This window comes from Micromonospora sp. NPDC051227 (assembly GCF_044455385.1).
Lineage (GTDB): Bacteria > Actinomycetota > Actinomycetes > Mycobacteriales > Micromonosporaceae > Micromonospora.
In genome coordinates, this window is sequence record NZ_JBITET010000002.1 from 493,205 (window position 1) to 512,963 (window position 19,759).

Here is a 19,759-nt window from a genome sequence, read left to right on the forward strand (position 1 = left end):
AGGGGGCTAACCTACCTGTCGTGGAACTCGTGACCCTCCAGGACGTGCCGCTCGGCCGGCTGCTGGTGGTGGCCGGGCACCTGGTCGGGCAGCGGTGGAACCGCTACCTCGCCGAGGAGCACGGCCTCACCCAGGCCGGCATGATCACCCTGATGACGCTCGCCCGACACGGCGAGTTGCCGCACCGGGCGGTCGCCGAGAAGGGGTTCGTCCGCCCGGCGACCCTGACCGGCATCGTCGACACGCTCGAGCGCGACGGTCTGGTCGAGCGCCAGCGCGACGACAACGACCGACGCAGCATCCGACTCGCCATCACCCCCGCCGGGCGGGAACGGGTGGCCGCGCTCGGCGCGCTCATGCACTCCGGACGGCCCCTCACCTCGGTCGACGCCGACCCGGCGAAGGCCCAGGTGATCCGGGAGTTCCTGCTTGAGGTCATCGGCAGCGGAGACGACCCGCGGATGACCGGACGCCCTACCGAAACGAAGGACCCGGCGTGCTGATCCGACTCCTGCGCGGCCAACTGCGCACCTATCAGAGACCGTTGCTGGCGGTCGTGCTGCTCCAGTTCGTGGGCACCATGGCCTCGCTCTACCTGCCCAGCCTCAACGCGGACATCATCGACCAGGGCGTGGCCCGGGGCGACACCGACTACATCGTGCGCACCGGCGGCTGGATGCTGCTGGTCAGCCTGATCCAGATCGTCTGCTCGATCGCTGCGGTCTACCTGGGCGCCCGGGTGGCGATGGGCTTCGGCCGCGACGTACGCGCCGAACTGTTCGGGCACGTCAACCGCTTCTCCGCCCGCGAGGTGGCCCGGTTCGGGGCACCGTCGCTGATCACCCGCAACACCAACGACGTGCAGCAGGTGCAGATGCTCGTGCTGATGAGCTGCACGATGCTCGTCGCCGCACCGATCATGAGCGTCGGCGGCGTGTTCATGGCGTTGCGTGAGGACGTCGGGCTCTCCTGGCTGATGCTGGTCAGCGTGCCGGTGCTGGCCATCGCCCTCGGCGCGATCATCCGTCGGATGGTGCCGGGCTTCCGGCTGATGCAGACCCGCATCGACACTGTCAACCGGGTGCTGCGGGAGCAGATCACCGGCATCCGGGTGGTCCGTGCGTTCGTCCGAGAGCCGTACGAGACGGACCGCTTCGCCGTCGCCAACGCCGACCTGACCGCCACCGCGCTGCGTACCGGGCGGTTGCTGGCGTTGATCTTCCCGGTGGTCATGCTCGTGCTGAACGTCTCCAGCGTGGCGGTGCTCTGGTTCGGCGCGCAGCGGGTGGACGCCGGTGCGATCCAGGTCGGCGCGCTCACCGCGTTCCTGCAGTACCTGATGCAGATCCTGATGGCGGTCATGATGGCCACCTTCATGCTGATGATGGTGCCGAGGGCAGCGGTCTGCGCCGAGCGGATCGTCGAGGTGCTGGACACCGACTCCTCGGTGGTCCCGGCCGCCGCGCCGGTCACCGAACTGCCCACCCGAGCAGAGTTGGAGCTGCGCGGGGTGCGCTTCCAGTACCCGGGCGCGGTGGAGCCGGTGCTGCGCGACATCTCCTTCCGGGCGACCCCGGGCACCACCACGGCGATCATCGGCAGCACCGGCGCGGGCAAGACGACGCTGCTGTCGCTGATCCCCCGCCTGGTCGACGTCACCGACGGCGCGGTGCTGGTCGACGGGGTGGACGTGCGGGAGTTGGCGCCGGAGGAGCTGTGGCGACGCATCGGCCTGGTGCCGCAGCGGCCGTACCTGTTCACCGGGACGGTCGCCAGCAACCTGCGCTACGGCAACCCGGACGCCACCGACGAGGAGCTGTGGACGGCGCTGGAGATCGCCCAGGCCCGGGACTTCGTGGCCCAGATGCCCGGCGGGCTGGACGCCCCGATCGCGCAGGGCGGCACCACCGTCTCCGGTGGTCAGCGGCAGCGCCTGGCCATCGCCCGGGCCCTGGTCCGGCAACCGGAGATCTACCTCTTCGACGACTCGTTCTCCGCGCTCGACCTGGGCACCGACGCGCGGCTGCGAGCGGCCCTGCGGCCGGTCACCGCGCAGGCGGCGGTGGTGATCGTGGCCCAGCGGGTCTCCACGATCATCGACGCCGATCAGATCATCGTCCTGGAAAACGGAGGGGTCGTCGGAGTGGGACGACATGCCGAGTTGTTGGAAACCTGCCCGACGTACGCCGAGATCGTGGCCTCGCAGCAGACCACGGAGGTGGCGGCATGAGCGAGCGTGACGAGCCGCGCACCGCGGCCGTACCCAGTCAGAAGCCGGCCGGCGACGGACGGACGCCGGATGAGACCACGCAGCAACCCGGCGGTGGAACCGCGCCGGAGACCGGCAGTGGCGCGCCGACCCCGAAGCGGCTGCCGCCCGGCGGTCAGCGGGGTGGTCCGGGATGGATGAGCGCCGGAATGCCCGCCGAGAAGTCGATGAACTTCGGGCCGTCGGCCCGACGGTTGCTCGGCCGGCTGCGCTCGCACCGACTGCACCTGGCCGCGATCATCACGCTGGCCGTGGTGAGTGTCGGATTCAGCGTGGCCGGGCCGAAGATCCTCGGCCACGCCACCGACCTGATCTTCACTGGGGTGATCGGTCGGCAACTACCCGCCGGCACCACCGCCGAGCAGGCCGTCGCGGCGGCCCGGGCCAGCGGCAACGACAGCTTCGCCGACATGCTGGCCCGGATGGACGTGGTGCCCGGGGTGGGCATCGACTTCAGCGCCCTGAGTCGGGTGCTGCTGCTGGCGCTCGGGCTCTACCTCGCGGCGAGCCTGCTGTCCTGGTGGCAGGGTTGGCTGCTCAACGGGGTGGTCCAGCGCACCGTGCTGCGGCTGCGCGCCGAGGTGGAGGAGAAGCTCAACCGTCTGCCGCTGCCCTACTTCGACCGGCAGCCGCGCGGTGAGTTGCTCAGCCGGGTCACCAACGACATCGACAACATCTCCACCAGCCTCCAGCAAACCCTCAGCCAGCTGCTCACCTCGCTGCTGACCGTCGTCGGCGTGCTGGCCGTGATGTTCTGGATCTCGCCGGTGCTGGCCCTGGTGGCCCTGGTCGCGGTGCCGTTGTCGGTGCTGGTCACCCAGCGCATCGCCAAGCGCTCGCAGAAGCAGTTCATCGCCCAGTGGACGCACACCGGCGAGCTGAACGGCCAGATCGAGGAGGCGTACACCGGTCACGAGCTGGTGAAGGTCTTCGGCCGGCAGCGTGAGGTCGAGGCCGCGTTCCACGCGAAGAACGAGGAGCTGTTCCGGGCCAGCTTCGGGGCGCAGTTCATCTCCGGGATCATCATGCCGTCGATGATGTTCATCGGAAACCTGAGCTACGTCGCGATCGCCGTGGTCGGCGGGTTGCGGGTCGCCTCCGGCACGATGAGCCTCGGTGACGTGCAGGCGTTCATCCAGTACTCCCGCCAGTTCACCCAGCCGCTCACCCAACTCGCCTCGATGGCCAACCTGCTCCAGTCCGGGGTGGCCTCGGCCGAGCGGGTCTTCGCGGTGCTCGACGCGGACGAGCAGACCCCCGACCCGGTCGCGCCGGCCCGGGTCACCGACCCGCACGGTCGGGTCGAGTTCGAGCACATCTCGTTCCGCTACGAGCCGGACAAGCCGCTGATCGACGACCTGTCGCTGGTCGCCGAGCCCGGGCACACCGTGGCCATCGTCGGCCCGACCGGCGCCGGCAAGACCACCCTGGTCAACCTGGTGATGCGGTTCTACGAGCTGGACGCCGGCCGGATCACGCTCGACGGGGTGGACATCACCACGATGCGCCGCGACGACCTGCGCGGTCGGATCGGCATGGTGCTCCAGGACACCTGGCTGTTCGGCGGCACCATCCGGGACAACATCGCCTACGGGCGGCCGGACGCGACCGAGGAGGAGATCCTCGCCGCCGCCCGGGCCACCTTCGTGGACCGGTTCGTGCGCAGCCTGCCCGAGGGCTACGACACCGTCATCGACGAGGAGGGCAGCAACGTCAGCGCCGGCGAGAAGCAGCTCATCACCATCGCGCGGGCGTTCCTCGCCGAGCCGTCACTGCTGATCCTCGACGAGGCCACCAGCTCGGTGGACACCCGCACCGAGGTGCTGCTGCAACGGGCGATGGCCGCACTGCGCTCGGACCGGACCAGCTTCGTGATCGCGCACCGGCTCTCCACCATCCGCGACGCCGACCTGATCCTGATGATGGAGGACGGTCGGATCGTCGAGCAGGGCACCCACGAGCAGTTGCTCGCCGTCCAGGGCGCGTACCACCGGCTCTACCGCTCACAGTTCACCGGTGCGGTGGTCGACGAGGAACCGGCCGCCCAACCGGCGTCGGTCTGAGGTCGGGCGGCCGTGCGCGCGAGACGATCGGCGGGCGTGTCAGTCCGACGGCAGCAGGTCGGTCGCGCGGGCGTCGACCTGCCCGCCGATCAGGGCGAGAGCCGCGTCGGCGGGCATCGGGGCCAGGGCGCGGCCGCCGCGCAGGCGCAGCGCGAGGTGCCCGTCGGCCACCTCCCGGGCACCCAGCACCCCGAGGTACGGGACGCGGCGGCGGGCCGCGTCCCGTACCCGGGCAGCCAGCGAACCGGCGGCGTCGACAGCGACCCGCAGGCCGGCGTCGCCCGCCCGTCGAGCCAGGTCGGCCGCCGCGTCGGCCTGACCGTCGTCGACCGGCAGCAGCACCAACTGGACGGGCGCGTACCAGGCCGGGAACGCCCCCTCGTGCACCTCGATGAGGTACGCGAACAGCCGCTCCATGCTGCCGACCAGGCTGCGGTGCACCATGACCGGCCGACGCCGACTGCCGTCGGAGTCGGTGTACGACAGGTCGAACCGTTCCGGCTTGTCGAAGTCCAGTTGGATGGTGGAGATGGTCGACTCCCGGCCAGCGGCGTCGACGATCTGAATGTCGATCTTCGGACCGTAGAAGGCAGCCTCCCCCGGCGCCTCGACGTACTCCACCCCGGCCAGCGCCTCCCGGAGCAACTCCTCGGCGCGGGCCCACTGGGCGTCGTCGCCGACGTACTTCTCGCCCGGCCCGCGCAGCGACAGCCGGAACCCGGCCGGCCGGACACCGAGCGCGGCGTGCGCGGCACGGATCAGCCCGAGGATCTCGACGACCTCCGCGCCGACCTGCTCGGGGGCGCAGAAGGTGTGCGCGTCGTTGAGCGAGATGGCGCGTACCCGGGACAGCCCACCGAGCACACCGGAGCGCTCCGAGCGGTACATCCCGCCCAGCTCCGCGATTCGCAACGGCAACTCCCGGTAGGAACGACCCCGCGCCCGGAAGACCAACGCGTGGTGCGGGCAGAGCGCCGGCCGGAGCACGAACTCGTCGTCGGCGCTCAGCCGCATCGGCGGGAACATGTCGTCGGCGAAGTAGCCGAGATGGCCGGAGAGTTCGAAGAGTTCCCGCTTGCCCAGCGGCGGCGAGTAGACGTGCTGGTGGCCGGAGCGGCGCTCCAACTCCCGGACGTACTCCTCGACGGCGTGCCGGGCGGCGGCGCCGGCCGGCAGCCAGATCGGCAGGCCGGCACCGGCCAGCGGGTCGGAGACGAAGAGGTCCAGCTCGCGGCCGAGCCTACGGTGGTCGATCATGTCGGGCTCCTGGATCGGGTACGACCCGGAGGCGACCTGAGCTCCGAACGGCGCGCTGCCCTCGGGGGCGGATCGCCCCGGGGCCTGGTCGACGGTGGTTACGTCAGAGCGGCGCGCCGGGGACACCCGGCGTCGTGGTCATCACTACCGCGCTGCGCATACGGCGACCGTACCCGCGCGACGTTCGGGGATGCACCCGGATTTGCGGCGCAGGGGTGGGCCGCCGGCGCGGGACCCGCCGGCGGCCCTGGCGGCCGAATCGTCAGGAACGGGGGACCCGACGGGCGTGGCCGCGCCGACAACGGTACGCCGACGAACGGCGTTCTGCCGCCCGCCGCGAACGGGTGGAACAGCCTCCGAACCCGTCACCTGGCAACGATCGGCCTCGTTGTAGCTGGGTGGCCCAGTCGTGTCGACGGTCACGACGGGCCGGGGCCGTCCACCGTGACGCCGGACACGACGTCAGGCTCAAGGCACCCAATTGGCCGCATCCGGCGAGGTGGCAGGCGTGCCCGAACTTCTGACTGACGTCGCGTCGCCGACGTGGGCGTACCTGGTGCTGCTCGCGCTGCTGATCGCGGACGCCTTCGTGCCGGTGATCCCCACCCAGATCATCATGATCACCAGTGGTGCGCTCACCGTCTACGGCGGGCTCAGCCTGCCGGTCACCATCGCCGTCGGAGCGCTCGGCGTATTCGCCGGCGACCTGGCCTGCTATCTGCTCGGGCGCAGCGCACCGGACCGGCGGCCACCCCGGCACGCCGAGCTGAGCCGCGCCCGCCGGGTGGCCAGCCGGGTCACCCAGGGGCTGCGACAACCCGGGCCGCTGGTCATCCTGCTCTGCCGGTTCGTGCCCGGCGGTCGGATGGCGGCCTGCTTCTCGGCCGGGCGTAGCCGCTACCCGTACCGCCTGTTCGTGCTCTACGAGGCCGTCGCCGCGCTGGGCTGGGCCACCTACGGCGCGCTGGTCGGGCACCTGGGCGGCACCGCACTGACCGAGTCGGCCTGGCGGCTGGCCATCATCGCCACCGCCGCGGCGGCCGGCTTCGCCGCGGCCGGATGGGCGATGACAGTGGTCAGCGCCCGCCACGCCCGCGCCGCCGCCGCAGTCGCCGCGGTCGACGTCCCCATCGACTGAGAGCCGCGCCCAAGCCTCCGCGATCTTGCACTTACTGTCCCGACAATTGGGGCATGCCGCACATACGCACGACCGAAAGTGCAAGATCGCGGCGGGTTGGCGGCAGGCCTCTAGGGGTGGTCCCGGGGAACTTTTTCGGTGGCTGTCCCGGATTCGGGTGGGGTGTCTGTGGCGACAGGCTGAGGCATGCCTGTTACCCGGAGTACCGGCCTGCTCGCCCTGGGCGGGATCGCCCTGGCGGCGCTGCTCACCGTGATCGGCCACCTCGAAGTCAACGACGACCTCAACCCGTGGGCGTTGACCATCAGCGACTTCGCGGTCTCCGACCGTGGCGGCGTCATCGACATCGCCATGGTGGTACTCGCGCTCGCCACCGTGGCGTTGCTGTACGGACTGCGCCGCGCCAGCCCACCCCGACCGCGCTCCGGTCGAACGGCCGAGCTGCTGCTCGGCGCATGGGTGGGTGGGCTGCTGCTGGCCGCCGTGGTGCCGACGAACGAGCCGGGCACCGCCATGACCACCGCCGCCTACCTGCACCGGTACGCGTCGGTGATCGCCTTCCTGGCGTTGCCGGCGGCCGGTTGGCTGCTCGCCCGCCGACCTGACCTGACGCCAGCCGCCCGGACGCTACGCACCCTGGTCCTGCTGAGCCTGGCCCTGGCGGTGGCGATGATCTGGTCCGCCTACCCCGGCGACCGGATGCTCATCGGTCTGGCCGAACGCCTCCTGATCCTCACCGAGGTAGCGGTCCTGACCACGGTAGCGGCGACCCTCACCCGGCCCTCACGCGTCGATCATGGAGTTGTGGTGCCTCACAAAAGGGGTGTGGCAGCATAGAACGGCCACCACAAGTCCATGATCGACGAGAGAGGCGCGTCTACTCCAGCTCGTGCAGCATGAGCTGGCGGGCCGCCTCGGTGATGGAGCCGGAGAGGCTCGGGTAGATGGTGATGGTCTGGGCCAGCTCGTTGACGGTGAGGTTGTTCTCCACCGCCATGGTGATGGGCAGGATCAGCTCGCTGGCCTTCGGAGCGACCACCACACCGCCGATCACCTGGCCGCTGGCGGGACGGCAGAACAGCTTCACGAAACCGTCGGAGAGGTCGTCCATCTTGGCCCTGGCGTTGCCGGACAGCGGCAGCATCACCTGCCGGGCCGGCACCTTGCCCGCGTCCACCTCGTCCTGCGAGACACCCACGGTGGCCAGCTCCGGGTCGGTGAAGACGTTCGCCGCGACGGTACGCAGTCGCAGCGGGCGGACCGCCTCGCCGAGCGCGTGCCACATGGCGATCCGGCCCTGCATGGCGGCGACGCTGGCCAGCAGCAGCACCCCGGTGCAGTCGCCGGCGGCGTAGATGCCGGGCACGTTGGTCCGGGAGGCGCGGTCGACCGTCAGGTAGCCGCCCCGGCCCAGCTCCACCCCGTACTCCGTCAGACCCAGGTTGGCGGTGTTGGGGATCGAACCGACGGTGATCAGCGCGTGTGAGCCGGTCACCTTGCGGCCGTCGGAGAGCTCCACCTCGACGCCGTCGTCGGTACGCCGGACCGCGTCGGCCCGGGAGTTGTTGAGGATCTCCATGCCCCGGTTGCGGAACACCCGCTCGATGGCGGAGGCGGCGTCGGCGTCCTCGTGCGGCATCACCCGGTCCCGGCTGGAGACCAGGGTCACCTCGACCCCCATCGCCAGGTACGCGCTGGCGAACTCCGCGCCGGTCACACCGGACCCGACCACGATCAGGTGCTCGGGCAGCTCCGGCAGGTCGTACACCTGTCGCCAGGTCAGGATGCGCTCACCGTCCGGTACGGCGGTGGGCAGCTGGCGGGGCGTCGAGCCGGTGGCCACCAGCACGGTGGACGCGTCGATCGAGTACTCCTCGCCGCCGTCGGCGGGGGTGACGACGACCCGGTGGGTGTGCCCGAGGGAGTCCTCGCCGAGCCGGGCGGTGCCGGCCACGAAGTTGACCCCCGCCTTCAGCAGCTTGGCGTGGATGTCCGCGGACTGCGCCAGGGCCAGCCGCTTGACCCGCCCGTGCACCGCCCGCGCGTCGACGGTGACCGCCTCCAGGCCGTCCGAGTGCACCCCGAACTCCTCGGTGTCGCGGTAGCCGGTGACCACCCCCGAGCTGGCGATGAAGGTTTTCGACGGTACGCAGTCGGAGAGCACGCAGGCACCGCCCGCACCATCGGCCTCCACCACTGTGACATCGGCGTCCAGCTGGGCGGCGACCAGTGCCGCCTCGTACCCGGCCGGCCCCCCGCCGATGATCACGATCCGGCTCACAGCGTTTGCCCTTCGTAAATGCTCACAGTGACTTTCTTCTCCCGAACGCATTCGACACGCACTGTCGTATTCTCCCCCACCCGTCGGCCGGGCTATCGTCATCGCCGTGCGTCATCACGCCGCCTACGGCTCAAATCTCGATCCCGCCCGGATGCGCGCCTACTGTCCGCATTCGCCGATGGTGGGCACCGGCTGGCTGGAGGGCTGGCGGCTGACCTTCGCCGGTGCGGACGTTATCGGCTGGGAGGGTGCGGTGAGCACCCTGGTCGAGTCTCCCGGTGACCGGGTCTTCGTGGCGCTCTACGACATCCACCCGTACGACGCGGGCCAACTCGACGAGATCGAGGGAGTGACCGCCGGCACGTACCGCAAGCTGCACGTGCGGGTCTCCACCCTCGACGGCGACGTGACCGCGTGGATCTACGTGTTCAACGGGTACGAGGGCGGCCTGCCGACCTCGTGGTATCTGTCGGAGATCGCGAACGCCGCCGAGAAGGCGGGCGCCCCTGACGACTACGTCACCGAGCTGCGGGCCCGCCCCACCGGCACCGCCTCGCCGTAGCAGCGCGTATCGCACGTCTCCAGTCTGCTACCGCTGTCGAGCGGAGCGCCGGCCGGGCCGGACCGGGGTCGTCAATCACACACCGGCCGCCGGGACGGAAAGTTCGTACATGTCGGTCCACTGGGTCTCCCGCAGGCCCACCGACCGGTACAGCGACAGCGGGGCGGTCGGGTTGGTGAGGTCGACGCCCAGGCCGACCGCCCGCCGCCCCTTCCCGGCGTAGCGGGCGAAGGCGCGGCGCAGCAACGCCGCACCCACCCCCCTGCGCCGGTACGCGGACAGCACCGACAGACTCTTCACCCAGGCCGACTGCTGATCGAGCGCCTGGTCCGAGGACTGCAACGCGCCGACCGGCACCCCGTCCACCTCGGCGACGAACCACTCGTCCCAGGCGGTCAGGTCGCCGATCCGGGCCCGCCACCGCTCGTACGACAGCGGCTCATGGTCCGGGGTGTCGCCGAAGGCGGCCTCGTAGATCCGGTGGAACTCCACCAGGTCAGGCTCGTCGTCCGGGCGGACCGGCCGCACCGTCACGGCTGACGGACCGGCCGGCTCGTCGGGCAGGTCGTCCAACGGCCGGCTCATCCGGACGTACCGCTTGACGAGGGCGAACCCGAGCCCACGCAGGGCGTGTTCCCAGTCACGTTCCGGGGCGAAGACCGCGCAGCGGACGGTGAGTGACGGGAGCCCCCGCTCGGCAGCGCGCTCGGCGACCCGGTCCAGTTGACGGAGCAGCAACGGCGCGCGGACGGCGACGGCCCGTACCGGATCGACGTAGACCTCCACGAACTCCCGGCCCACTCCGGTCGGGTTGTCCACCGTCGCCCAGCCGACCACTGTGTCGTCCGGGTCGATGGCCAGCCAGGAGTCCCGGGTCGGGTCGAAGTGGGGGGCGGTCAGCGACGCCGCGACGTCCTCGGCGTCGAAGTCGGGATGGCCGATGGCGAAGGTGTCGGCGGCGTGCACCACCGCGAGGATCGCCGGCACGTCGTCGAGGGTGGGTCGGCGCGTCGTCCAACCAGCGGGAAGGGTCACGGCAGGACATCCTGGCAGCCGCTCGGCTGCGGCGCCGCCCATTTTGACGACGAAAGGCTCAGCCGAGGTCGACCCGGGTGCGGTGCAGCAACTCCACCAACTCCGCGCCGTCGGCGGGCCCGAGGGCCGTGAACGCGGGCGCGGCCAGCCGGTTGGTCACCGCCTCCGCCCAGAGCCGGCGGCGCACCAGCGGCCCGATCGGCGGGTACGGCGGCGGCCAGCCACAGGCCACCGCCCCGGCCTCGCCCTCCGGCCCGGCCAGCACGGCCTCCAGCGGGGTCATCCCGGCGGCGCGTACCGCCAGCAGGTAGGCGCCGGTGAAGTGTTCCCGGAGCAGCCGCAGCCCGGCGGCGCTGCGCGCCCCGGGCGAGAGATCCGGAAGCGGCATGGCCCGCCACGCGGCGAAGAGCGGCATCCCACTGGCCTCCGCCGCCACCACGACCCGCTCGACGAGCGCCGACAGGCGTTCGGTGCCGGGCAGGGGGCCGAGTTGCTGCGCCCCCCACCGGCAGCATTCGGCGAGGCTCGCGGCGGCCACCTCGAACGGCGGAACGACCCGGGCGGCGGCGTCCCAACCGTCGGCGACCGCGTCCGGGGCGATGAACCCGAGGGCGGCGGCGGCCGTCTCGGCCCGCACACCGCCGAGCGCACCGGCCCGGCCGCTGATGTAGAAGGCCCAGCCGGAGATGCCGAGCAGTCGGGCCCGGCGCAACGTGGTCGGGTCCCGGCTGAAGGCGTCGCCCAGGTCGAGCACGACGGGCTTACTGGCGGCAGCGACCTGCTCCGGAGTCACCGCGCCGCCCCGCTCGGGCAACCCGATCCGGCGACCACGCCCCGGCTCGGGGCCACTCGCCGTGTACGGCCCGCACACTCGTCGTCGTCCATCGATGGTCAGTCTGCCGCGCCACCGCCCGCGTCCGCATCCCCCTCTTCGGCCGCCAGTGCCTCGACCGCCGCCTCGACCTCACCGGCGCGCCGCCGGGCCACGGTGACCGCCCGCTCGGCGGCACGCCGGGCGAGCTTGGCCCGGCTGAGGTCCTGCTCGGCGACCGCGCGTCGCCGCTCCAGCTCGGCCAGCTCAGCCTCAAGGCGATCGAGTACGGCCACACCGTCGCGCTCCTGCCCGGTCGCCTCGGTCAGCTCGGTCTCGGCCCGCTCCTGGTCGGCCTGGGCCTTCGCCAACTCCCGGTCCAGGGCGCGGCGCTGCCGGGCCCGCTCGGCTCGGGCCGCCCGCTGTGCGGCCCGTTCGGCCTGCTCGGCACGCTCGGTCGCCCGGTCCGTACGGGGTGCCGCCTCGGGACGGCCCCGTTGGGGGCCGGGTCGGCGGGCCGGGCGCTCCTCCTCACGCTCCTCGTCATCGCCGGTGACCAGCCGCAGTTGCGGCCGGGGCACCTCACCGAAGCCGGCGTAGCTGGCCGCCCGCAGCAGGCGGCCCGCCCGCACCTGCTCGGCGACCTCGACATCGGAGAACGCCGCGTTCAGCGTCGCCTCCACCTCGGCCAGGGGCAGCCGGCTCGCCGGTGGCGCGTCCGGCTCGGCCGCGGCGAGCTTGCGAACCTCGGCGACCAGGGCGCCGACCACCGCCCGGCGCTGCGCGGACAGCTCCCGCAGTCGGGGCCCACGCAACTCCCGTTGGGCGACTCGCAGGGCGTCGGCGAGCTGCACCAGATCGGCGACCAGTTCCGGGCGTCGGATGGCGAGCAGGTTCACCAACCAGGCGGCCACCGTCGGGCGACGCAGCCGGGCCAGTTGCCGGGCGGTGGTCGGGTCGCCGGCCCGGCGGGCCTCGGCCACAGCGGCGTCCCGGGCGGCCACGAACCGGTCCGGTGGGGTGCGGTAGAGCTGCTGCACCAGCTCCGCGGAGAGGCCGGGCATCGGGTCAGACGTCCACCCGGCTACCGGGCTCCAGTCGCTGGTATTCGGTGCCGGACAGCGCGGTGTACTGCCTGTCGAGCACGCCCAGCCCGTTGTCGTTGAGCAACGCGTCGTGCAGGGCGTACGCGCGCCGCGGCGCGACCGCACGGATGAAGTCGACCACCTCGGAGAACTTCGACCAGGGCGCGTGGATCGGCGCGAACAGCGTGTCGACGGGTGTCTCGTCGGGCACCACCAGGGAGTCTCCCGGGTGGTAGACCACGTCGTTGATCAGGTAACCGAGGTTGTCGATCACCGGGATGTCAGGGTGGATCACGGCGTGCCGCCCCCCGTACGCGCGCACCGCGACCCCGGCGGCGGTGAACGACTCACCGGCGCTGACCGGGCGCAGCACGTCGGCCGCGTCGCCAAGGGCCTGGCCGAGCGAGGCGGGCCCGTGGACAGCGAACGGCTGTCGGTCGAGTTGGAGGCGCACCGCTGCCAGATCGAGGTGGTCGGGGTGTTGGTGGGTGATCAGCACCGCGTCCGCACCGTCCAGCGCCGCTGCGGCGTCGCTGAACACCCCGGGGTCGACGACGAGCACTCCCCCGTCGTGTTCCACCCGAAGGCAGGAGTGGGCGTACTTGGTGAGCCGCATCGTGACTCCTCGATTATCGAATCGTGACGTCCTCAGCGCAGTCTGCCGGAACCAGCGGGTGTGCGCGTCGCGTCCGAGCTATCGCCACACCGGTTGACGACGATGGGAGCGGGGATGGACGGACAGGTGGGACGACGCCGCAGTGCGCTGCTGACGGCGACGACACTGGCGGCGGCCCTGGCGCTGACGGGGTGCGGTGCCGGCGACAGCGGGGCGCAGGACACCGCGGGCAAGGCGGCCGAGGCGCCAGCGGCCAACGGCGGCGAGGCGGGCCGGGACGCCGCCGCAGTCGCACCGGAGGGCGCCGGCGCCGGCGTACCGGACCTACGGGTCGACCAGCGGGCCATCATCTACACCGGAAGGATGCGGGTGCAGGTGGACGATGTGGACTCCGCCGCCCGCGAGGCCACCGCCGTGGCCGCCCAGGCCGGCGGCTTCGTCGGCGGCGACCAGCGGCGCAGTGCCGACGCCGACGCGGTGGCGGAGTTGGAGTTGCGGGTGCCGGCGGCGAAGTTCACCGGCGTGGTGGAGGAGATCGCGAAGCTCGGTCGGCAGCAGAGCCGGCAGATCGACACTCAGGACGTCACCGAGGAGACCGTCGACCTGGAGGCCCGGATCACCAGTCAGCGGGCCCGGGTGGAGAGCGCCCGCCGGTTGCTGTCCCGGGCCACCTCGATCACCGACCTGGTGTCGCTGGAGAACGAGTTGGGTCGCCGGGAGGCCGACCTGGCCTCGCTGGAGGCCAAGAAGCGACGCCTGGCCGACCTGACCGCCCTCTCCACGATCACCGTGTCGCTGGCGGGGCCGGCGGCCAAGGACACCGAGGAGGAGGCCGAGACCGGCTTCCTGGTCGGGCTCAGGGGCGGCTGGAAGGCGTTCGTCGTCTCGATGACCGTCCTGCTCACGGTGCTGGGCGCGTTGCTGCCCTGGCTGGTGGCGCTCGGCGTACCGCTGGCGGCGCTGCTGGTGGTGCTGCGCCGACGGCGTAGGTCCCCGGCTCTGGTCGCGCCGGTCAGCGCGCCGCCGCCAGTGCCCGCAACGCGGTCTGCACCATGACCCGGACGCCGACCGCGATGGACCGCTCGTCCACGTCGAAGCTCGCCCGGTGCAGGTCGACGTTGGGGCCGGAGCGACCCACGCCGAGCCGGGCGAGGGCGCCGGGGACGTACTCCAGATACCAGGAGAAGTCCTCGCCGCCCATGCTCTGCGGTGTCTCGGCGATCCCGTCCGGGCCGAGGGCGGCGGCGGTGGCGGCGGTCAGCACCTGGATGGCGCGGGCGTCGTTGCACACCGGCGGCCGACCGCGCAGGTATTCCAGGTCGACCGTGGCGCCGGTCGGCGCGATCACGTCCCGCACCACCTGAGCGACGATCTTGGGAGCCTGCTCCCAGGTGTCGCGGTCCATCACCCGGAGGGTGCCGGAGGCGCTCGCCTCGGACGGGATGACGTTGTAACGGGTGCCGGCCGAGGCGTGGCCGAAGACCAGCAGCAGGCCGCTGTTGGCCGGCACCCGGCGACTGACCAGGGCCGGCACCTCGGTGATCAGCCGACCGAGCGCGTCGACCATGTCGACGGTCAGGTGCGGGCGGGCGGTGTGCCCGCCCGGGCCGGAGAGTCGGACGGTCACGTTGTCGGCGGCCGCGGTGATCGGGCCGACCCGCAGGCCGACCTGACCCACCGGCAGGTTCGGGTCGCAGTGCAGCGCGAAGATCTGCACCACGTCGTCCAGGCCGCCGGCCTCGATGACCTCCAGCGAACCGCAGGGCAGGATCTCCTCGGCCGGCTGGAAGATGAGCCGGACCCGACCGTCCAGCTCACCGAGGTCGGCGAGCTGGGCCAGCAGCATGCCGACGCCGAGCAGGACCGAGGTGTGCACGTCGTGCCCGCAGGCGTGGCAGACGCCCTCCACGGTCGACCGGTACGGGACGTCCTTGGGATCGTCCAGCGGCAGGGCGTCGATGTCGGCGCGCAGCGCCACGACCGGGCCGTCCGGCCTGCCGTTGACGTCGCAGATCACGCCGTTGCCCTTGGGCAGCAGGCGCGGGTTCAACCCGGCCAGCGACAGCTCCCGGGCGATCAGCGCGGCCGTCTCGAACTCGTTGCCGGAAAGCTCCGGGTGCGAGTGGAGGTGACGGCGCGTAGCGATCAGCCCCGGTACCCGGAGCGCGAGAAGGTGATCCAGCTCGCGGGGCAGGGGCTGGGATCCCGGTGGCGTCTCCGGCCAGGACGACGCCAGCTGGCCACTTGTGGGCAGCGTCAACGCACTCGTCACGTCGAATTCTCGATCACTAGGAATGGATGGATCATCGGGGACAGCAGACAGCCTAGACCTCCGACGGTGACGCTGCGCAACCTCGTTACGGTAATGATCGGACCGCACAGAGTCACGTATGCCCTGCTGGGGGCGCTCCTCAAGGCGGGGGACAGCAGGTAGATCACGGTCAAACGCCGTCATCAGCCCCTCACCTCCTACAACGCGTAACCGATCGCGGCGGTCACGAATCCCGGCGCCGGTCGGAGACCCGTTGCCAAATTGTCGCATTAGTCGGGGTGATGAACTGACACTCCGACAATTAGCCGACCACACACGGCAACGAGCCGGATAAGGACGCTCACACGCACCCGCCCACCGTGGGCGCACAGGGTGTGCGTCCCGGCTCAACCGACCGGATACCCGCTGAGAGCGCCGGACACACCGCGCCCCGAGGCCGCAGTCGCCGCCGGGCGCTCAGCCGCAGTCGCGGCCCGGGCGCTCAGAATCGGTCGGTGGGTCGGTACAACCCCCAGACCTCACGCAACGTCCCGCAGACCTCACCCACTGTCGCCCGGGCCCGCAGCGCCTCCTTCATCGGGTACAACACGTTCTCCGTGCCCTCGGCGGCGGCCCGAAGATCGGCGAGCGCCCGCGTCACCGCGTCGGCGTCCCGCTCGGAGCGCAGCCGGGCCAGCCGGTCGGCCTGGGCCGCCTCGATCGTCGGGTCGACCCGCAGTGGCTCGTACGGCTCCTCCTCGTCCACGGTGAACCGGTTGAGCCCGACCACCACCCGTTCCCCCGAGTCGATCTCCTGGGCGATCCGGTACGCGGACTGCTCGATCTCCCGCTTCTGGAACCCGGCCTCGATCGCGTCCACCGCCGAGCCGTGGTCGGCCACCCGCTCCATCAACTCGACGGCGGCGGCCTCGATCTCGGCGGTCATCGCCTCCACCACGTACGACCCGGCGAACGGGTCGACGGTGGCGGTCAGGTCCGTCTCATAGGCCAGCACCTGCTGGGTACGCAGCGCGAGCCGGGCCGCCTTCTCGGTGGGCAGCGCGATCGCCTCGTCGAAGCTGTTGGTGTGCAGCGACTGGGTGCCACCGAGCACGGCACCCAGACCCTGCACCGCCACCCGAACCAGGTTCACCTCCGGCTGCTGGGCGGTGAGCTGCACGCCCGCGGTCTGGGTGTGGAACCGCAGCATCATCGACTTCGGATCCTTGGCGCCGAAGTCGTCCCGCATCAGCCGGGCCCAGATCCGCCGGGCGGCGCGGAACTTCGCCACCTCCTCCAGCAGCGTGGTGCGGGCCACGAAGAAGAACGACAGCCGGGGCGCGAAGTCGTCGACGGCGAGCCCGGCGGCCAGCGCCGCCCGTACGTACTCCACCCCGTTGGCCAGCGTGAACGCGATCTCCTGCGCGGGCGTCGCGCCGGCCTCCGCCATGTGGTAGCCGGAGATGGAGATGGTGTTCCACTTCGGCACCTCGCTGCGGCAGTACGCGAACGTGTCGGCCACCAGGCGCAGCGACGGCTTCGGCGGGAAGATGTACGTCCCCCGGGCGATGTACTCCTTGAGGATGTCGTTCTGGATGGTGCCGTTGAGCGCCGTGCCCGGCACCCCGTTCTCCTCGGCGACGAGTTGGTAGAGCAGCAGCAGCACCGAGCCGGGCGCGTTGATGGTCATCGAGGTGGACACCTTGTCCAGGGGGATGTCGGCGAAGAGCAGCCGCATGTCCTCGATGGAGTCGATCGCGACACCCACCTTGCCGACCTCGCCGTGCGCGATCGGCTCGTCCGAGTCGTAGCCCATCTGGGTCGGCAGGTCGAACGCGACCGAGAGGCCCATCGTGCCGGCCCGCAACAACTGGTGGTACCGCGCGTTGGACTCGGTGGCGGTGCCGAAGCCGGCGTACTGGCGCATGGTCCACGGGCGGGAGGTGTACATGGTGGGGTAGACACCCCGGGTGTACGGGAATTCGCCCGGGCTGCCGAGCCGGGAGTCCAGGTCCTCCGGAAGGTCGGCCTCCGTGTAGACGCCGTTGATCGGGAAACCGGACTCACTTGACCGCCGTTGGTTCATCCCCGGATGGTAGGACGCCTGGCCACGTCGTCGGGTGAGGGATACCGCACAGTGCGTCCCGGCCGGTCGACACCAGGTGAACGACAGGGCACGTTCTGTCGACTTCGATAAACGTCCGCCGCGTCGGCTTTCGCATCGGGCGTCGGAACCAGCAAGATAGGGGAGTTGTGTCCCAGCCCCCCTCGATTTCCCCCGGTGGCTTTTCTGTGACTCAGATCCCGACGTGGAGCGGCGGACCAGTTAGTCCCGCCAACGGACGAGCGGCGCCCGGCACCACCATTGGTGGCCGGTACTCGCTGCGGTCCTCGGTGGGCAACGGCGGCATGGGCACGGTGTGGCGCGCCACAGACACCCTGCTGCGCCGTGACGTGGCGGTGAAGGAGGTCGTCCTGCCCCCGGGGCTGGCCCCCAGCGACCGCGACGCGATGTACGAACGCACCCTTCGCGAGGCCCGCGCCGCCGCCGCCATCCAGCACCCCGCTGTGGTGCAGGTGTACGACGTGGTCACCGAGGCCGGCCGGCCGTGGATCGTGATGGAGCTGCTGGACGCCCGCAGCCTCGCCGACATGGTCATCGAGGACGGTCCGGTCGCGCCCCGCGCCGTCGCCAAGATCGGCATCGCGCTGCTCGGCGCCTTGGAGGTCGCGCACGCGATCGGCGTGCTGCACCGCGACGTCAAACCCGCCAACGTGCTGATCTGCACCGACGGGCGCTGCGTGCTGACCGACTTCGGGGTCGCCCGGATGCCCACCGACGTGCAACTCACCACCCCCGGCATGGTGCTCGGCTCGCCGCACTTCATCTCGCCCGAGCGGGCCATGGGCCAGGAGTTCGGCCCGCCCAGTGACCTTTTCTCGCTGGGCGTGACGCTCTACACGGCGGTCGAGGGGCGGCCCCCGTTCGACAAGGGCGACCCGATCGAGACCATGCACGCCGTGGTGGAGGACCCGCCCGCGCCACCGCAGCGCAGCGGCCCGCTGACCCGGGTGCTGATGGGTCTGCTGGAGAAGGACCCGGCGCGCCGACTCGACGTGCACACCTCCCGGGCCATGCTGCGCGAGCTGCTCGCCGGCCCGCTGGGCAGTACGGCGACGGCCGTGCACTCGGTCACCGACCCGTACGCCGTGGTGCCGGTGCAGCAGCGTCCCGTTCCCGTCCTCCCGCCGCCCCAGCCGGAGCCGAAGCCGGACAGCCAGATCGGTGGCCCGGCGATGCTGGCCCCGGGTGAGTCCCTGACCGACCGGCTGGCCGCGCTGCGCCGCGGCGAGCGCCCTCAGGCGGCTCGCCCGGCCGACACCACCGGGGGCCTCGACGAGACCAGCGCCGACGCGTTGGCCGGCCCCCTGCACACGCCGACCGGCGCGATGCCGACTCCCGGCCGACCGGCGGCCGGGCGCACCTACGGCGGCAACGCTGACGCCACCCAGCGGGTGGACGCCGGCGGGCACCCCGACGCCACCCAGCGGGTCAGCTACGGCAACCCGGCCGATGCCACCCAGCAGGTCGGGTACGGCGGCGCACCGGAGGCCACCCAGCGCATCGGCGGCACCTACGGTGGCGGCAACCAGTGGTCGGTGCCGGGCACCGGTCAGCCCTGGGCCACCACACCCGCCGCGTCGGGCGGCAACGCGCTGGACAAGGTCCGGGCCACCGGTGGTCAGCTCGTCACCACTGTCAAGGGCTGGCCGCGCAAGGTGCAGCTCGCCGCGGCCGGCGGGTTGGTCGTCGTGCTGCTGCTCACCGCGGTGGCGCTCTCCGGCGGCGAGGACGCCCCGCCGAACACCCCGGCCGCGCAGCCCAGCGCGTCCGCTCCGGCGGCACCCACGCTCGAGATGCAGGAGCACACCGCCCGCGGGATCCAGGTCATGGTGCCGAAGGGCTGGAAGAAGGCCACCGGCGGCTCCTACACCGACTACATCGACCCGGCGGACAGCGGCCGCAAGGTCCGGATCATCACCGAGAAGTGGGCCAGCAGCTCCACCCGGTGGGCCGAGACGGCCGAGAACGGCCTCAAGACCCGGAGCACCTCCTGCGTCAAGCCGTACAACCAGATCTCCGCCGCGGAGACCGAACTGGCCAGCAAGCCGGCAGCCGAATTCGAGTACACCTGCGGCGCGGGTGACGCGATGCGGCACGGCGTCTGGCGAGGCGTGGCGCAGGACGGCAAGGCGTACTCGTTCTACCTCACCGCCACGGACGCCAAGTTCGCGGAGAGCAAGCCGATCTTCGACGAGATGGCGCGGACGTTCCAGCTCACCGGGAACGGCTGAGCCGGAGGGAACCCACAGGGGTGATCCGTCGCCGT

Annotated in this window: 16 protein-coding genes; 8 read left to right on the forward strand and 8 right to left on the reverse strand. The window is 71.6% G+C overall.

What is annotated here, in order from left to right; all coding sequences use genetic code 11:
* Positions 1–20: 20 nt before the first annotated feature.
* Genes ACIA47_RS06380 through ACIA47_RS06390 form a run of 3 tightly spaced genes read left to right on the forward strand, consistent with a single transcriptional unit; the run spans position 21 to position 4,332 of the window.
* Positions 21–503: a MarR family winged helix-turn-helix transcriptional regulator gene (locus ACIA47_RS06380; protein WP_091394443.1), complete on the forward strand. Its 483-nt coding sequence runs from the start codon at positions 21–23 to the stop codon at positions 501–503.
* Complete coding sequence (locus tag ACIA47_RS06385) at positions 497–2,230, forward strand: ABC transporter ATP-binding protein (RefSeq protein ID WP_396705968.1); 1,734 nt, start codon at positions 497–499, stop codon at positions 2,228–2,230. The genes ACIA47_RS06380 and ACIA47_RS06385 overlap by 7 nt, the downstream gene beginning before the upstream one ends.
* Positions 2,227–4,332 carry an ABC transporter ATP-binding protein gene (locus tag ACIA47_RS06390; RefSeq protein ID WP_396705970.1) on the forward strand — a complete coding sequence of 702 codons (2,106 nt, stop codon included), beginning with the start codon at positions 2,227–2,229 and terminating at the stop codon, positions 4,330–4,332. The genes ACIA47_RS06385 and ACIA47_RS06390 overlap by 4 nt, the downstream gene beginning before the upstream one ends.
* A gap of 39 nt (positions 4,333–4,371) precedes the next feature.
* On the opposite strand, the gene thrS is transcribed toward ACIA47_RS06390, so the two are convergent.
* Positions 4,372–5,589, reverse strand: coding sequence for a threonine--tRNA ligase (gene thrS / locus ACIA47_RS06395; protein ID WP_396705972.1), 1,218 nt, complete (start codon positions 5,587–5,589; stop codon positions 4,372–4,374).
* A gap of 508 nt (positions 5,590–6,097) precedes the next feature.
* On the opposite strand from thrS, the gene ACIA47_RS06400 reads away from it, so the two are divergent.
* Positions 6,098–6,727 (forward strand): DedA family protein, encoded by a 630-nt coding sequence (locus ACIA47_RS06400; RefSeq protein ID WP_203122338.1) that lies wholly within the window; start codon positions 6,098–6,100, stop codon positions 6,725–6,727.
* Positions 6,728–6,913: 186 nt separating this feature from the next.
* Complete coding sequence (locus ACIA47_RS06405) at positions 6,914–7,564, forward strand: DUF998 domain-containing protein (RefSeq protein WP_203122336.1); 651 nt, start codon at positions 6,914–6,916, stop codon at positions 7,562–7,564.
* 40 nt (positions 7,565–7,604) lie between these two features.
* Here ACIA47_RS06405 and ACIA47_RS06410 read toward each other — a convergent pair whose 3' ends face one another.
* On the reverse strand, positions 7,605–9,008 hold the full coding sequence (locus tag ACIA47_RS06410; protein ID WP_396705975.1) for an NAD(P)H-quinone dehydrogenase: 1,404 nt from the start codon (positions 9,006–9,008) through the stop codon (positions 7,605–7,607).
* A 106-nt stretch (positions 9,009–9,114) separates the two neighbouring features.
* Here ACIA47_RS06410 and ACIA47_RS06415 point away from each other — a divergent pair, with 106 nt between their 5' ends.
* Positions 9,115–9,570 carry a gamma-glutamylcyclotransferase gene (locus tag ACIA47_RS06415; RefSeq protein WP_091394460.1) on the forward strand — a complete coding sequence of 152 codons (456 nt, stop codon included), beginning with the start codon at positions 9,115–9,117 and terminating at the stop codon, positions 9,568–9,570.
* Positions 9,571–9,645: 75 nt separating this feature from the next.
* Here ACIA47_RS06415 and ACIA47_RS06420 read toward each other — a convergent pair whose 3' ends face one another.
* The 4 genes from ACIA47_RS06420 to ACIA47_RS06435 form a co-directional block, all read right to left on the reverse strand.
* On the reverse strand, positions 9,646–10,605 hold the full coding sequence (locus ACIA47_RS06420; RefSeq protein WP_396705977.1) for a GNAT family N-acetyltransferase: 960 nt from the start codon (positions 10,603–10,605) through the stop codon (positions 9,646–9,648).
* A 58-nt stretch (positions 10,606–10,663) separates the two neighbouring features.
* Entirely contained in the window at positions 10,664–11,398 is a 735-nt protein-coding gene (locus tag ACIA47_RS06425) for a hypothetical protein (RefSeq protein ID WP_396706392.1), read from the reverse strand.
* 98 nt (positions 11,399–11,496) lie between these two features.
* Positions 11,497–12,480, reverse strand: coding sequence for a hypothetical protein (locus ACIA47_RS06430; protein ID WP_203122333.1), 984 nt, complete (start codon positions 12,478–12,480; stop codon positions 11,497–11,499).
* 4 nt (positions 12,481–12,484) lie between these two features.
* The gene (locus ACIA47_RS06435; protein ID WP_396705979.1) at positions 12,485–13,117 is read right to left on the reverse strand and encodes an MBL fold metallo-hydrolase; all 633 of its coding nucleotides are present in this window, start codon (positions 13,115–13,117) and stop codon (positions 12,485–12,487) included.
* Positions 13,118–13,210: 93 nt separating this feature from the next.
* Between ACIA47_RS06435 and ACIA47_RS06440 the strand changes: the two genes are divergently transcribed.
* Positions 13,211–14,173, forward strand: coding sequence for a DUF4349 domain-containing protein (locus tag ACIA47_RS06440; RefSeq protein ID WP_396705981.1), 963 nt, complete (start codon positions 13,211–13,213; stop codon positions 14,171–14,173).
* Here the strand turns inward: ACIA47_RS06440 and ACIA47_RS06445 are convergent.
* Both ACIA47_RS06445 and ACIA47_RS06450 read right to left on the reverse strand, forming a co-directional pair.
* The gene (locus ACIA47_RS06445; protein WP_396705983.1) at positions 14,130–15,389 is read right to left on the reverse strand and encodes an amidohydrolase; all 1,260 of its coding nucleotides are present in this window, start codon (positions 15,387–15,389) and stop codon (positions 14,130–14,132) included. The two genes, ACIA47_RS06440 and ACIA47_RS06445, sit on opposite strands and share 44 nt — an antisense overlap.
* 481 nt (positions 15,390–15,870) lie before the next feature.
* The gene (locus ACIA47_RS06450; protein WP_112601946.1) at positions 15,871–17,454 is read right to left on the reverse strand and encodes a methylmalonyl-CoA mutase; all 1,584 of its coding nucleotides are present in this window, start codon (positions 17,452–17,454) and stop codon (positions 15,871–15,873) included.
* A gap of 206 nt (positions 17,455–17,660) precedes the next feature.
* On the opposite strand from ACIA47_RS06450, the gene ACIA47_RS06455 reads away from it, so the two are divergent.
* Positions 17,661–19,724, forward strand: coding sequence for a serine/threonine-protein kinase (locus ACIA47_RS06455; RefSeq protein ID WP_396705985.1), 2,064 nt, complete (start codon positions 17,661–17,663; stop codon positions 19,722–19,724).
* Positions 19,725–19,759 lie beyond the last annotated feature (35 nt).

Coding starts and splice junctions, on each gene's coding strand:
- ACIA47_RS06430 (WP_203122333.1), bottom strand. CDS start 12,480: ATGCCCGGCCTCTCCGCGGAGCTGGTGCAGCAGCTCTACCGCACCCCA.
- ACIA47_RS06450 (WP_112601946.1), bottom strand. CDS start 17,454: ATGAACCAACGGCGGTCAAGTGAGTCCGGTTTCCCGATCAACGGCGTC.
- ACIA47_RS06435 (WP_396705979.1), bottom strand. CDS start 13,117: ATGCGGCTCACCAAGTACGCCCACTCCTGCCTTCGGGTGGAACACGAC.
- ACIA47_RS06405 (WP_203122336.1), top strand. CDS start 6,914: ATGCCTGTTACCCGGAGTACCGGCCTGCTCGCCCTGGGCGGGATCGCC.
- ACIA47_RS06390 (WP_396705970.1), top strand. CDS start 2,227: ATGAGCGAGCGTGACGAGCCGCGCACCGCGGCCGTACCCAGTCAGAAG.
- thrS (WP_396705972.1), bottom strand. CDS start 5,589: ATGATCGACCACCGTAGGCTCGGCCGCGAGCTGGACCTCTTCGTCTCC.